The following is a 13,925-nucleotide window of genomic DNA, read 5'->3' on the forward strand; positions in this document are numbered from 1 at the left end:
GGCGGGCTCGGACAGGAGTCCTCGACACCCAGTCCGAGCCGTTCACCGTCGTCGGCGTCGGCGACATGTCCGGCGACGTCTTCGGCAACGGCATGCTGCTCTCCAAGCATATTCGGCTGCTCGCCGCGTTCGACCACCGGCACATCTTCCTCGACCCGAACCCCAACGAGACATCATCCTTCGAGGAACGGCAGCGGCTCTTCGACCTGCCCCGCTCCTCGTGGGACGACTACAACAAGTCGCTGATCAGCGAGGGCGGCGGGGTCTACCCGCGCCAGGCCAAGTCCATCCCCGTCTCCCCGCAGGTCCGCGCGGCCCTGGGGTTGCCGGAGGGCACCACCCGGCTCAGCCCGCCGGAACTGCTCCGGGCCATCCTGCTGGCGCCCGCCGACCTGCTCTACAACGGCGGCATCGGCACCTACGTCAAGGCCAGCACCGAAACCAACGCCGAAGTCGGCGACAAGGCCAACGACTCCATCCGGGTCGACGGCCGAGAGCTGCGCGTGAAGGTGGTCGGCGAGGGCGGCAACCTGGGCATGACCCAGCGCGGCCGGATCGAGGCGGCCCTGCAGGGCGTCATCCTGAACACCGATGCGATCGACAACTCCGCAGGCGTTGACTGCTCCGACCACGAGGTCAACATCAAGATCTTCGTCGACCGGATGGTGGCCGCGGGCAAGCTCGACCCGGAAGAGCGGGCCGAGTTCCTCGGCTCGATGACCGACGAGGTCGGCCGCCTGGTGCTCGAGGACAACATCGACCAGAACATCCTGCTGCTCAACGACCGGATGCGCGTGGCCGAATGGAGCCCCAGCTACGAGCGGCTGATGGACTGGCTGGAGAAGTCGGCGGACCTGAAGCGTGACCTGGAGGCCCTGCCCACCACCGCCACGCTCCGCGAACGCCTGGACCAGGGCCAGGGCCTGACCTCCCCGGAACTTTCCGTGCTGGCCGCCTACGCCAAGATCGAGCTCGCCACGGCACTGCGGGAGAGCAACCTCGCCGAGGACCCGTGGTTCCGCCGGACGCTGCGTTCCTACTTCCCGAAGCAGCTGCGCGAACGGTTCGACGCCGAGCTGGACACCCACCCGCTGCGCCGGGAGATCATCGCGACCGTCGTCGCCAATGACATGATCAACATGGGCGGCATCACCTTTGCGTTCCGGGCCATGGAGGAAACCTCGGCCACGGAAGCAGCGGTCGCCAAGGCCTTCGTCGCACTGCGCGAGGTCTACGAACTCGACGTCATGGTCGGCGAGCTTAACGAACTGCCGGCGTCGTTCCCGACCGAACACTGGAGCACCGTTCACCTGGACATCCGCCGGCTCCTGGACCGGGCCGTGCGCTGGGTCCTCAGCCAGGGCAATGCTGCGCGGCCGATCGAGGAGATCGTCGCCGACTTCAAGCCGCTGCTGGATCCGATGCGTGCCCGGCTGCTGGAGTACCTGCGCGGCGGTGACCGCGAGCGGGTGCAGCAGTGGCTGGAGAAGGCCCGCGGCTGGGAGCTTCCGGAGGACCTGGCCCACCGCTGGGCGGAGCTGTTCGAGAGCTTTGTGCTGCTGGACATCGCCAAGATCGTTCACGCCAGCCCGGAACCGGTGGAGAACATCGCGCATGTGTACTACACGGTCTTCGACCGGTTCCACGCGGACTCCCTGCTCGAGCGGATCACCAAGCTCCCGCGCAGGGACCGGTGGCAGGCGCTGGCCCGTGCGGCCCTCCGCGACGACCTCTACTCGACGGTGTCGGACATGACGACCGCTGTCCTTGAGGCGACGCCGGCCGAGATGCCGGCTGAGGAACGCCTGGTGGCGTGGGAGAGCAAGAACGTCGAGCAACTCGAGCGGGCCAAGAGCATGTTTGACGAGGTCAACGCGCTCGAGGCCGATGACATGGCGTCGCTGTCGGTAGCATTGAGGCTCTTGAGGTCAATCGTTCGACGCTAGGATCCTGCCGGTCCCCGCGTCGCAAATGGAGGTGCTGTGGCAATCTTTACCGACCCCATCAGGGAACACGCTGATTTCGGGCCGGGGGACGCCGAGTGGCTTCATCTGCTCGTGGGGGACTGGCAGATGGTCGCCGACCTGGCCTTCGCCGACCTGGCGCTGTGGTTCCCACACCCCGAACTGGGGTACGTGGCGCTGGCGCACGTGCGGCCCTCCACCTCGCACACGGTGTTCCATACCGACTTCGTGGGGGAGGGCATCCGCTCGGACCTGAAACGCCTGGTCGACAAGGCCTGGGAAAGCCGCGTCATTGAGCGTTCCAATGAGACCAACTGGAGCAGCGACATGGCGATGCGGGTGGAGGCCGTGCCGATGGTGCGCAACGGCCGGACGCTCGCGGTGGTCACCTCGCACATGGACTTGTCCAGCTCGCGGATGCCGTCCCGGCTTGAGTTGACCTACCGGCAGTGCGCCTACGACCTGCTGCGGATGGGCACGCTCGGCCTCTGGCCGGACTTCGCCTCGCCAACCGGATCCCGGCGCGGTGCGCCGCGAGTCGGCGACGGCCTGATCCGGCTGGATGCCGAGGGGATCGTGCAGTACGCCAGCCCCAACGGGGTCTCGGCGTTCCGCCGGCTCGGCGACGGGGAATCCCTGGAGGGACGTTCCCTGGCCGAGGTCACCGCCGGGCTGCTCAAAGATCGTCGGATGGTGGACGAGACGCTACCGCTCGTGGTCACCGGCCGGATGCCGTGGCGGAGCGAGATCGAATCCCGGGGTGTCAGCCTGTCCCTGCGTGCGATCCCGCTGCGGGATGAGCAGCAGCGGTTCGGCGCCTTGGTGCTCTGCCGCGACGTCTCAGAGCTTCGCCGGCGGGAGATGGAGCTCGTCACCAAGGACGCCACCATCCGCGAGATCCACCACCGGGTGAAGAACAACCTTCAGACCGTGGCGGCGCTGCTGCGGATGCAGTCGCGCCGAATGGTCAGTGACGAGGCCAAGCAGGGCCTGGAACAGGCGATGCGACGGGTGGCCACGATCGCCCTGGTGCATGAGACGCTGTCGCAGGGCCTGACCCAGAGCGTGGACTTCGACGAGCTCATCGGCCGGCAGTTCCGTCTATCGGCCGAGGTCGCATCGCCGTCCCAGCAGGTGAGCACCCAGCGCTCCGGCATGTTCGGCGAGCTGCCGAGCGACTTCGCGACCCCGCTGGCCCTGGTCATCAACGAACTGGTCACCAACGCCGTCGAGCACGGGCTCGAGGGCCGGGCCGGCACGGTGTGGCTGCTCGCGGACCGCTCGGAGAGCGAGGACGGCGATGAGCTGCTGACCGTGACGGTGGCGGACGACGGCGTCGGGCTGCCTGCCGGGTCCTACACCGAGGGGCTGGGACTGCAGATTGTCCGTACCCTCGTGACGTCCGAGCTGGGCGGCAGCATCCAGTGGAAACCGCGCGAGGGCGGGGGCACCGCCGTGCAGGTGGTCCTAAGCCTGGCTTCGCGGTGATTCTCAGCTGACAACGACGGAAGCCCCGGACCGAATGGTCCGGGGCTTCCGTTGTGCTTTTGTGTGCCGGGGGAGCCCGGCCGGCAAGCTAGGAGGCGCGGCGGGCGCGGGCGGCGCGGCGCTTGAGGGCCCGGCGCTCGTCCTCGCTCATGCCGCCCCAGACGCCGGCGTCCTGGCCGGACTCCAAGGCCCACTGCAGGCAGGTGTCCACGACCGGGCAGCGGCGGCAGACGCTCTTGGCTTCCTCAATCTGCAGGAGGGCAGGTCCGGTGTTTCCTACCGGGAAGAACAGCTCCGGGTCCTTGTCGAGGCACGCTGCGCGGTTACGCCAATCCATGCTGATCAGTAACTCCATTCCTGGGAATTCGTTCGGCGTCTTGTGAAATTATTCACTAGAGGCTTCATAAGAAAGGGGCCCAGTGGGCCCCCTCGGTCATCTGGATTAAGCGTGTCATGTTAACGCTGCGTAAACAAGGGGTTTTAGCGGTCCATATGCCGCCGATTCGTGAGCGATGCATCACATGCATCGGCGGTCCCCCAAGTGGTTTTGACTATGTCGGGTATGGTGCCAGTGTGTCAAGACCCGCAGAGAATCCCCAGGAGCCGGTTGAGCCCGACAACACTGGCGGTTCGCCCGCCGGCGCACCGGACCCGGCCCGGCCTTCCCGTCCCGCCGGCATCGCCGTGATTTCGGCCGTTGCTGCCCTCGAGGCAGTGGCCCTCTTGGTGGCGGCCGGCTGGTATGCGCTGCAGTTGCTGACCGGAGCGCCGGTGCTTTCCTTCTGGGGTGCGGTCTTCACCCTCGGCTTGTTGCTGGCCTTCTCGGCCTGGCTGTTCGCGGTGGGCCACTTCCTGTTCCGCGGCTACCGTTGGCCGCGCGCGGGCGCGCTGGTGGCCCAGCTGTTTGCGCTCACGATCGGGTTCCCCACGCTGACGGGCGGGTACCCGCTGGCCGGGCTTGCGATGCTGGTGCCGGCCGCCGTCGCGATCGTGCTGTTGTTCGACAAGCGCGTCATCGCCTATGCCTCTCGGGTTGCTGGGTCCCCGCCGGCGCTGTAGGCACCACTCCGGGGTTCGTCGCGGGGGCGTCATCCCCGTTCGCCTGATCCGGGCTTCATCCCTGCCTCTCCTCCGGCGTTACCTCGGGGGCATTTCCTTTGGCATCTTTCCTGGACAGCGCTGATGGCTCCGGAACGGCGAGCTGAACCCACGTCGCCGTACCATCGCCGATGAGGACCGCCCGTCCGGCGGGCTGATGCGACTCGGGGTCGAACCGTACCCCGAAGAGGTCGCCGTCCATCAGGCTGCGGGGCCGAAGCAGGACGCCCTTGCCGTAAAGGCGAGCCTGCATTGCCAGTGGCACCCGCTGCTGCACAAGGGGGCCGTAGCCTGCGGTGAAGATCACCCGCCAACCCCGGCCGTTAAGGTCGCGCAGTGCGTTGTTGACCTCCGAGGTGGAGAGGTCGAGGTCGTCGGCGAGCGCCACTGCATTCCGGTCTAATGTTCCCGCGTCGGCTCTCCGATGGATCTCCGTCCAGTACTCCTGGGGTGTTTCCTTATCCGGCTTCAACCAGCTCATCAAGGGGTTCAGGGCGACGAGGGATTCCAGGAGCGTGCTCTTGCCTGTCCCAGGTGCTCCCAACACGGCGGCGACACCTGAGGCCGGGAGTTCGATGCCCGAGGGCCCGGGTTCGTCGCCTGCGAGGCCGATCCAGAATCGGCCATCGTCCCGGCCTTTTCTCCCCGCCCGGCCTCCGTCTGCCGCGCTCGCGAGGAGGCGGGAAGCCACATCCCGCACCGTGACCCGGTCTGGGAGTGCCTCCACCCGAAAGGAAAGGGCCAGCCGTGCTTCTGTGCCGACGAGGTCACCGGTCATCGCCGGCCCGGCCCACGGCGGCGGCTCGAAGAGTTGCGCCACCCGGAACGTGTCGGCGTCTGAGGCTTCGTTGTCCGGACCGTCGTCGTATTCGCTTCCGGTCGATCCCGGGTAGCGCGTCTGTCCCATCCCAACCCCGTCGTCTCGATCCTTCGATGGCGGGACGACTGGGGAGCTCCGGCCGGCGTCGGGACGGCAGCCCGCCGCGAATGGCCCGGACGCGATGACCCGGCCAGCGATAGCCCGAACCTTCGGCACGGCCGGCCACATGAGGCGGCTCTCCAGGGTCGCGGTGGCAGGGAAGTAGATCCGGTTGGGCAGAGACGCGAAGAACCTCGCTGTCACCAGTTCCCGGTCCCCTGTGACGATGACGGTGATCCCTGCTCCGGGACCGCCCCGGATCAGGTCCTGAAACAGGTCCTCGGCCCAGGCATAAGGGCCGGAACGAAACGCAGAAACCCAGGTTCCCCAGCCGTGGACGACCAGCAACAACGCCGCGGTCGGAGCGGACGATGCAGCGAGCCGGCGTGCCATCTCCTCGCTCAACCTGGCCAGGAGCCGCGCGGCGCGCCGCGATTCCCCGGGTCCCACGACTGCTCCCGCCAGCGGGTGGCTGGCCGCGCTCGCCAGAGTTCCGTCGGCGTCGAGGATGTATGCGGGCATGATTGCATCCGCAGCCCACTGGGCAAGCAGCAGCTTCAGGCCTGCGGAGAGCGTGCCCCGCCCGTGGGTAGGTCCGCCAAGCAAGGCCAGATGCCCGTCATCAGGAGGCGACCATCCCACGGTGCTCTGACTCTGGTGCTCCGGCAGGTCGACGATTCCCAAACGGAAGCCGGGCCGCCGTACCGGGCCCGGATCACCAGAGGAGCGAATGGGGGACGCCGGACCCGGGAAGGGGACGTTTGTCGGTAGGGGTGGCGCGATGGGCCGGTGCGGAAGTTCGCCGCCGTCGTCCAGCCACAATGTGCGCGCCAGTTCGATGAAAGATGCTGCAGCGTCCGCCGAATCGATCAGTGCTTCGCTGCCACGTGCTGCGGGCAGCGGGGGATTGGTAAGGAACTCTTCGGCGGTCATCACGGTGACGTGCCCCGCCCCGCTATCGCGCTCCGTTCCGGCGAGGGTGGCTGTCTGGAACTCTTCGGGCGCCGCGTTGCCCCGAATGAGGTAGGCCCGGCCGGGACTGTCGGTGGGGATAGCGGCGGCCAGCTTCGCATTCATGACGTCCAGCGACTCGGCCTCCGACTGGACCCGCAGGACGACAGAACTGGTGACGTTGGCGCGGATGTCCGCGTTGAGCGCTCCCTGGGGACGCTGGGTGGCCATGACGAGGTGGATGCCCAGGGAACGCCCGATGGCGGCCAGGCGCATGAGTTCGGAGAGCGCGGCCGGTGCTTCATCGACCAGCACTCGGAATTCGTCGACCACGAGAATGAGACGGGGGAGTGTTGTCGGCCTGTCTCCGCCGAGCCTGTAGCTGGCGAGATCGGGAACGTCCGCCCGGGCTAGAAGTTGTTCGCGGCGACGTACCTCCGCACGGAGCGAGACAAGTGCGCGGTCAATTTCGTGGCCGTCCAGATCGGTCAGGACACCGACACAATGAGGCAGCTCGGCCAGTGGGCCTAATCCCGAGCCTCCCTTGAAGTCGATGAGGAGGAAGGTGACCTCGCTCGGCGAGTGCGAGGCTGACAGAGCGAGCACGAGTGTCCGGAGGAACTCCGACTTACCGGATCCAGTCGTCCCGGCAACGAGCAGATGTGGCCCATCACGCTGTAAATCAATGAACACTGCACCGGTGGCACCTCGGCCCACCGGCACGGAAAGCCGCATCCGTGGCGGCGTAGGCAGTGACGTGGCGGCCCAACGAGCCTTCACCGAATCCCTGGTGAGCGTCAGCGTCTCCTGCAGCTCCCACCGTGCAGGGATGCCGCCCGACGCTGGGGGCACGCCCGGCTGACCACCCCGGCGACGACAGAAACTATCGAAGACAGTATCCGGGACGAGGTCGGGCACGAACTCTGTCAACCCCGAGGCCGTGGTCAGTCGGCCGCCCGTGGCCCTGAGGCTCACCGCTTGTCCCGTCCGTGCCCCGGTGGGACCGTCCTGGCACCAGGAGATGAGTTGCCAGCCCAACCGCTGAGTCTCCACCCGCAACGCCTCCGAGGCGGGGTAGCCGGGCAGGCATATGACGACACCGGGAGGACCGGCAGCCGATGAAAGAGTCCGTCTTAGTGCGGCGACGGCGTCGCCTTCCGCGGCGGTCGCGAAGATCCTCGGCAGGAACCGCGCGCTGAGAAGAAGCTTCCCGGGTGGGCCGATGAGGTATACCGAAGTTAGAGCGGCGCGGGGATAGGAGGCGAGTTGAATGACGAAGGAGCGCAGCAAGCCTTCTATGGCCTGAGTTGGCCCCGACAGTACGGTCTCGATGCCGGGATCGAGGGTGACAGGCAACCTTCCGTTGTCGGGAGGACGGAAACTGCCGGTGTCCCACGTCGGCCGCACGTTAGCCGGTTGCTCGGCCACTCCAAGCCGCAGCCACACCGGAGTTACAGCAGCCGCGCGATCGGGAAGACCCCCTGCTACATGGATGCTATCGCCGGCCGGTTCCCAGGGAACGCCGTGGCGCGCAGCTGCGGAGGCGGTCACCAGGGCGGCAACTGACGGCGCGGCCCGGCGTCGTCGGTCAGCATCCGCCAGTGCCGCGGCGGCGACTTCGGAGCGCCACTGCCGGCGGCGCCGTCGTCCGCCGAAGACCGAGACCAGCACCGGCAGGGCGGAGAAGGCGGTGAAGGCAAGGAACATCCAGGTCCCGGTGACGAGGGTCAGGATAATTCCGGCGAGCAGGGGGAGTAACGACGTTATGAGGAGCGTGGGGATGTGACCCGTGGAGGGCGGAGCCGGGAGCGGAAGGGGCGCGGAGGTATCTGCGCCGGCTTCGTCGTTTACAACAGGCTGATCGCCGGGTGTGCCGCCGAACAGGCCCAAAACCGAGTTACCGCACCGGATCTCCGCGCCTGTGATGAGCGGAACCTTCGATATTCTCCGGCCGTCTACCCACGTACCGTTAGCGCTTCCAAGATCCTCAAGAGTGGCGGACGCAGGCGTGATCTCAAGCCTCGCGTGCTCGCGGGAGAGCCCCGGATCCGGAATGACGAGGTCGACGCCGCTTCTTCCCAGACGATAGCTGCCGCGTCGCAGGGGCAGGAGCGTTCCCGCTAGAGGGCCGCCGAGGACGGCCAGTGTCAGCGTCGGCTCGGCGCTGGCGGGAAGCGAGTTTTCAGCCGAAGGCATCAGTCCGTCGACAAACACCGCGCCGTTGACCAGCGGGGGAGTTCCCGCCGACAAGTCGGATAAGGGCACCCCGGCCACCCGCAGGAGCGACGTCGCGAACTTCCTCCTGAGGGCCTCTTCGAGCCGGCTGCCCGCACAGCCATCGGGCAGTTCGACGGTCAGTTCAACCGGCGAAAGGATCGCCGACCGCGGCCCGCCCGCCAGGGTGCACTGCAAGATCATCGCAAGGATTCTTTCGCTCCTTCCTCCGCGATCCAGAGTAGGGTTTGTCGACAGCGCGGGGCGGGCGAACAAGCGGAATGTGGACAACCCAGGGTCACTGCGGAGGCCCCCGTCGCGGTGCTCGGACGCAGTTTCAGGGCCTGACTCGGGTACGCTAGAGCAGCAGACATTGCCTAACGCTGTGCTGCCCGCATTCAAACCAGGAGATTTTGTGACCGCTGACCTCGTCATCGTAGGGTCGGGCTTTTTCGGCCTGACAATCGCAGAACAGGCCGCCTCTGAGCTGGGCTTGAAGGTCGTCGTCATCGACCGCCGCCATCACATCGGCGGCAATGCCTACAGCGAAAAGGAGGAGCAGACCGGAATCGAAGTTCACCGCTACGGTGCCCACCTCTTCCACACCTCCAACGATCGTGTGTGGGAGTACGTGAACCGGTTCACGACGTTCACTAATTACGTGCACAAGGTCTACGGCGTCCACAAGGGCGAGGTTTACTCCCTGCCGATTAACCTGGCGACGATCAACCAGTTCTTCCGTGCAAACATGACCCCGGGCCAGGCCCAGGATCTGATCAAGGAACAGGCCGGCGAGCTCGCGGGCACCGATCCGCAGAACCTCAACGACAAGGGGATCCAGCTGATCGGCCGCCCGCTGTACGAGGCGTTCATCAAGCACTACACAGGCAAGCAGTGGCAGACGGACCCCAAGGACCTGCCCGCGGGCATCATTTCCCGGCTTCCGGTGCGGTACAACTACGACAACCGGTACTTCAATGACAAGTACGAGGGCCTTCCGACCAACGGGTACACCGCATGGATCGAGAAGATGGCAGAGCACCCGAACATAGAAGTCCGGCTGAACACGGACTTCTTCGACGAATCGCACGAATACTCCAAGAACAAGGTCGTCGGGAACATTCCGGTCGTCTACACCGGCCCGGTGGACCGTTACTTCGACTACGCCGAAGGCGATCTCTCCTGGCGCACCATCGACTTCGAGGAAGAGGTCCTCGACGTCGGCGACTTCCAGGGCACCTCTGTAGTCAACTACAACGACGACGACGTCCCCTACACCCGCATCATTGAGCCGCGCCACTTCCACCCGGAACGCGACTACCAGACGGAAAAGACCGTCGTCATGCGCGAGTTCTCCCGTGCGGCCGAGAAGGGCGACGAGCCGTACTACCCGATCAACACCCCCACCGACCGCGAACGGCTGTTGAGGTACCGCGACCTCGCCGCCGCCGAGAAGGACGTCCTCTTCGGTGGGCGCCTTGGCACCTACAAGTACCTGGACATGCACATGGCCATCGGTTCGGCCCTGACGATGTTCGAGAACAAGATCCGCCCGCACTTCGAAGCCGGCGCCACGATTGAAAGCGGAGGAGTAGACGCATGAGCATGTCTACGGCGAACCACAAGGAAGAGGCCAACGCGGTAACGGAGGACGTGGCCGCGCAGTGGAGCGTTCTCCAGCGCGTCATTTTGCCCAGCGCAAGCCAGATGGACACAGCGCCCCTGTACATGGACATGGGCACTGCCACCGGAATCCAGCTCCCGACGATCGGCGATGGAGACGGCAAGGCGGCCAAGCCGCGAACCATCAGCAGCCCCACAAAGGAAGCTCACGTCGAAGACTTCCTTTCCCGGCATTCCACTTCCGTCCGCTCGGGTGAGCGAGTCTCCTTCGGCACGTACTTCAACGCTTTCCCGGCCAGTTACTGGCGTCGGTGGACCACCGTCGAAAAGGTGCGCCTGCAGGTTCGGACCCAGGGGACTGGTTCTGTCATCGTTTATAAGTCGAACGCTAGAGGTTCTCTCCAGCGCGTGGATACCCGCCGTGTAGAGGGAAACTCGGAGAGCCACTTTGAACTGTCACTGGCTCCTTTCGGAGACGGTGGATGGTACTGGTTCGATCTGCTGGCTGGAACCGAGCCCCTCGTGATGATCGATGCAGAATGGCAAGGCACCCGGGTCGAGAAGACGCCCGGTTCGGTAACGCTGCAGATCACCACCCTGAACAAGACGGATTTCTGCCTGAACAACCTGCGTCTGTTGGCCGACAGTTCCGAGGCCCTCGCACACGTGCAGGAAATCCTGATTGTCGATCAGGGTACGCAGAAACTCTCGGATGCGCAGGGTTTCGAAGCCATCAAGGAGTCCCTGGGCGGCAAGCTCCGCATCATTAACCAGTCCAACCTGGGCGGCTCCGGCGGATTTGCCCGAGGGATGTTTGAGGCCGTCGAAAATGGCAGTGACTATGTTCTGCTTATGGACGACGACGTCGTTGTCGAACCCGAAAGCATTGTCCGGCTCCTGACCTTCGCCGACCGGTGCAAGACGCCGACGCTCGTTGGCGGGCACATGTTCGACCTGTACAACCGGACGGTTCTGCATACGTTCGGTGAGGTCGTGAATCCTTACCGGTTCCAGCCGGCCCTCCCCAGCGAGGACATGATCCTGGGTCATGACTTCCTCTCGTCGAACCTGCGCCAGACGTCCTGGCTACACCGCCGTTGCGACGTCGACTACAACGGGTGGTGGATGTGCCTGATTCCCACGCAGGTCATCAAGGAAATCGGGCTCTCACTTCCCCTGTTTATCAAGTGGGATGACGCCGAATACGGGCTGCGGGCGAAGGCGCACGGATACCCCACGGTTTCGCTCCCAGGCTCTGCAGTTTGGCACGTGTCCTGGATCGACAAGGATGACCTCGTTGGCTGGCAGGCGTACTTCCACGCACGGAACCGGGTCGTTGCGGCGCTGCTTCATAGCCCCTACGAGTTCGGTGGCGACGTCGTCCGGGCGTCGCAGTTCGGCGACGTAAAGCACATGGTGTCGATGCAGTACGCGACCGCACAAGGTAGGCAGTGGGCGCTCCAGGACGTATTGAAGGGCCCGGATGCCTTGCCGGACCTGCTGTCCACCAAGCTTCCCGAGATCCGCTCCATGATGTCCGGTCACTCTGACGCCGTCTTCCGCCCCAATCCCGAGGACTTCCCGGCACCGAAGATGGACAAGCCGCCGCGGCGCGGCCACGGCCCCTCGCAGCCCTCCCGGATCACCCTCTTGCCCTGGGCCGCCAAAACAATCGCCCGGCAGCTGGTGAAGCCCGTCACGGGTACCAGTTCCGAACGTCCGCAGACGACGATAGCCCACCAAGACAACCGCTGGTGGCGCATGGCCCAGTATGACAGTGCGGTCGTGACCAATGCAGAGGGAACTGGTGCCTCCTGGTACCGCCGCGACCCCAAGCAGCTGCGCACGATGCTCACCGAGAGCGGTCGTCTTCACGCGGCCCTGCTCCGGGAATGGGGGGCCCTGAGCCAGAAGTACAAGGCCTCCATGAATGAGCTGACGTCGATCGAGTCGTGGCGGAAAACGTTCGAGCAGCACACCCAGAATGAGATCAAGTGAGCGTAATTTCTACCGGGGAGTTGACGACCCCAGGATTAGGCGGCGGACTGCGTGATATCAAGCAGTCCGGCTTCCTGCTCAAGCTGTTGGTGCGGAAAGAACTCAAGGTTCGGTACCGAGGCTCTGTCCTAGGCCTCCTCTGGTCTTATGTGAAGCCGGGCGTCCAGTTCGTCGTATTTTATGTAGCCTTGGGTATCTTCCTCGGATTGGAGCGGAGTGCCAGAAATCCGGAGGGATTGGCCAACTACGCCGTCTACCTGTTTTCCGGCATCGTACTAATCAACTTCTTCTCAGAAGCGCTGGGCAACGCAGCACGGTCCATCGTGATGAATGGCAATTTGATCAAGAAAATCTACCTTCCACGCGAGCTGTTCCCGGTGGCATCCGTGTGGGTCTCGGCAGTTCACTTCTTCCCTCAACTCGTAGTCCTCGTAGTGGGGTGCGTCTTTGCGGGATGGCACCCGAATCTGATCCAGCTTCTTGCTGCGCTGGCCGGGTTCATCATTGTGGGAATGCTGGCGACTGGGCTGGGTCTGCTTTTCGGTGCGGCCAATGTTTACTTCCGCGACTCAGAGAACCTCGTCGACATGCTACTGATGGTTGCAACCTGGGCGTCCCCGGTCATGTACGCGTGGTCCATGGTCGAGCAAAAGCTTGGAAGCACCGCTTTCGCCATCTATCAAGCGAACCCAATCACCATAGGGGTGGAGCTTTTCCACTACGCGTTCTGGTTTCCGACGACGGACGGTTCGGCAGCGATGCCCCCGAATCTTTTCGGCCTGTGGCTGCCGGTTGGCCTCGTCGTTGCGGTAGTCATCGTTGCGTTGGGTCAATTCACCTTTCGGCGCCTTGAGGGCCGTTTCGCACAGGAGCTTTGAGTGGTCACGGCGATCGAAGTATCTAACATCAGCAAACAGTTCGTACTACGCCACACGAGGTCTCTGAAGGAGGCGGTGGTGTGGTTGGCGAAGGGGCGGAAAGGCGACCTTTCCGAAAAGTTCCATGCGTTGAAGAACGTGTCCGTGGAAGTCCAGGCGGGCGAAACAGTGGCGTTGCTGGGTCTGAACGGCTCGGGAAAGTCGACCCTGTTGAAGCACATCTCGGGAGTCATGCTGCCCGACTCGGGCACGGTCAAGACCCGGGGGCGCGTTGCTGGCCTGATTGAGGTTGGCGCCGGCTTCCACCCCGATCTGTCGGGCAGGGACAACGTCTTCCTCAACGGGGCTATCCTCGGCATGACCGAGGAGCAGGTCAAGGACCGGTTCGACGACATCGTCGAATTCTCTGAGATCGGCCAGTTCATCGATACCGAGGTCAAGTTCTACTCGTCCGGCATGTACCTGCGCCTCGCCTTCTCCGTGGCTGTACATACCGATCCCGAGGTCTTCCTTATCGATGAGATTCTCGCCGTCGGCGATGAACCTTTTCAGCGAAAGTGCATCGGCAAAATCCAGGAACTCGCCCGCGACGGAAAAACCCTGGTTGTCGTTAGTCACGATCTCGATCTGGTCTCCCGAATTTGTGAGCGTGGAGTCGTCCTCGAGCATGGGAAGCTCATGTTCGACGGTCCAATCGAAGAGGCCGTGGCCCTGCTGCGTTCGTAGTTGCTAAGACCTCAGGGACCTGAGGGGACGAAGTGCGACGTTGTCAGGACGTGTGCTTTGCCGGCC

At 64.6% G+C, this 13,925-nt stretch carries 9 protein-coding genes; 7 read left to right on the plus strand and 2 right to left on the minus strand.

Annotated elements, in window-relative coordinates; translation table 11 throughout:
- Together AB0305_RS16370 and AB0305_RS16375 are read left to right on the plus strand one after the other, a co-directional pair.
- Window positions 1-1,946, plus strand: a 1,946-nt coding sequence (locus tag AB0305_RS16370) for an NAD-glutamate dehydrogenase domain-containing protein (protein ID WP_366173412.1), incomplete at its 5' end; no start/stop codon positions are given.
- A gap of 36 nt (window positions 1,947-1,982) precedes the next feature.
- Window positions 1,983-3,452: a sensor histidine kinase gene (locus AB0305_RS16375; RefSeq protein WP_290255677.1), complete on the plus strand. Its 1,470-nt coding sequence runs from the start codon at window positions 1,983-1,985 to the stop codon at window positions 3,450-3,452.
- Window positions 3,453-3,540: 88 nt separating this feature from the next.
- On the opposite strand, the gene AB0305_RS16380 is transcribed toward AB0305_RS16375, so the two are convergent.
- Window positions 3,541-3,789, minus strand: a complete 249-nt coding sequence (locus AB0305_RS16380; RefSeq protein WP_003804966.1) for a WhiB family transcriptional regulator — start codon at window positions 3,787-3,789, stop codon at window positions 3,541-3,543.
- Window positions 3,790-4,130: 341 nt separating this feature from the next.
- Between AB0305_RS16380 and AB0305_RS16385 the strand changes: the two genes are divergently transcribed.
- Complete coding sequence (locus tag AB0305_RS16385) at window positions 4,131-4,511, plus strand: hypothetical protein (protein ID WP_290256457.1); 381 nt, start codon at window positions 4,131-4,133, stop codon at window positions 4,509-4,511.
- Window positions 4,512-4,566: 55 nt separating this feature from the next.
- Here the strand turns inward: AB0305_RS16385 and AB0305_RS16390 are convergent, their stop codons facing one another.
- On the minus strand, window positions 4,567-8,838 hold the full coding sequence (locus AB0305_RS16390) for an FtsK/SpoIIIE domain-containing protein (protein ID WP_364132843.1): 4,272 nt from the start codon (window positions 8,836-8,838) through the stop codon (window positions 4,567-4,569).
- 211 nt (window positions 8,839-9,049) lie between these two features.
- Here AB0305_RS16390 and glf point away from each other — a divergent pair, with 211 nt between their 5' ends.
- Genes glf through AB0305_RS16410 form a run of 4 tightly spaced genes read left to right on the plus strand, consistent with a single transcriptional unit; the run spans window position 9,050 to window position 13,859 of the window.
- On the plus strand, window positions 9,050-10,237 hold the full coding sequence (gene glf, locus AB0305_RS16395; protein ID WP_290255672.1) for a UDP-galactopyranose mutase: 1,188 nt from the start codon (window positions 9,050-9,052) through the stop codon (window positions 10,235-10,237).
- Window positions 10,234-12,255, plus strand: coding sequence for a glycosyltransferase (locus AB0305_RS16400; protein ID WP_364132840.1), 2,022 nt, complete (start codon window positions 10,234-10,236; stop codon window positions 12,253-12,255). Before glf ends, AB0305_RS16400 begins: the two co-directional genes overlap by 4 nt.
- Complete coding sequence (locus tag AB0305_RS16405; RefSeq protein ID WP_290255670.1) at window positions 12,252-13,133, plus strand: ABC transporter permease; 882 nt, start codon at window positions 12,252-12,254, stop codon at window positions 13,131-13,133. The genes AB0305_RS16400 and AB0305_RS16405 overlap by 4 nt, the downstream gene beginning before the upstream one ends.
- Entirely contained in the window at window positions 13,134-13,859 is a 726-nt protein-coding gene (locus AB0305_RS16410) for an ABC transporter ATP-binding protein (protein ID WP_364132836.1), read from the plus strand.
- Window positions 13,860-13,925: the final 66 nt, after the last annotated feature.

It is taken from the genome of Arthrobacter sp. NPDC080086 (assembly GCF_040702285.1).

Coding starts and splice junctions, on each gene's coding strand:
- AB0305_RS16380 (WP_003804966.1), bottom strand. CDS start 3,789: ATGGATTGGCGTAACCGCGCAGCGTGCCTCGACAAGGACCCGGAGCTG.
- AB0305_RS16390 (WP_364132843.1), bottom strand. CDS start 8,838: ATGATCTTGCAGTGCACCCTGGCGGGCGGGCCGCGGTCGGCGATCCTT.
- AB0305_RS16400 (WP_364132840.1), top strand. CDS start 10,234: ATGAGCATGTCTACGGCGAACCACAAGGAAGAGGCCAACGCGGTAACG.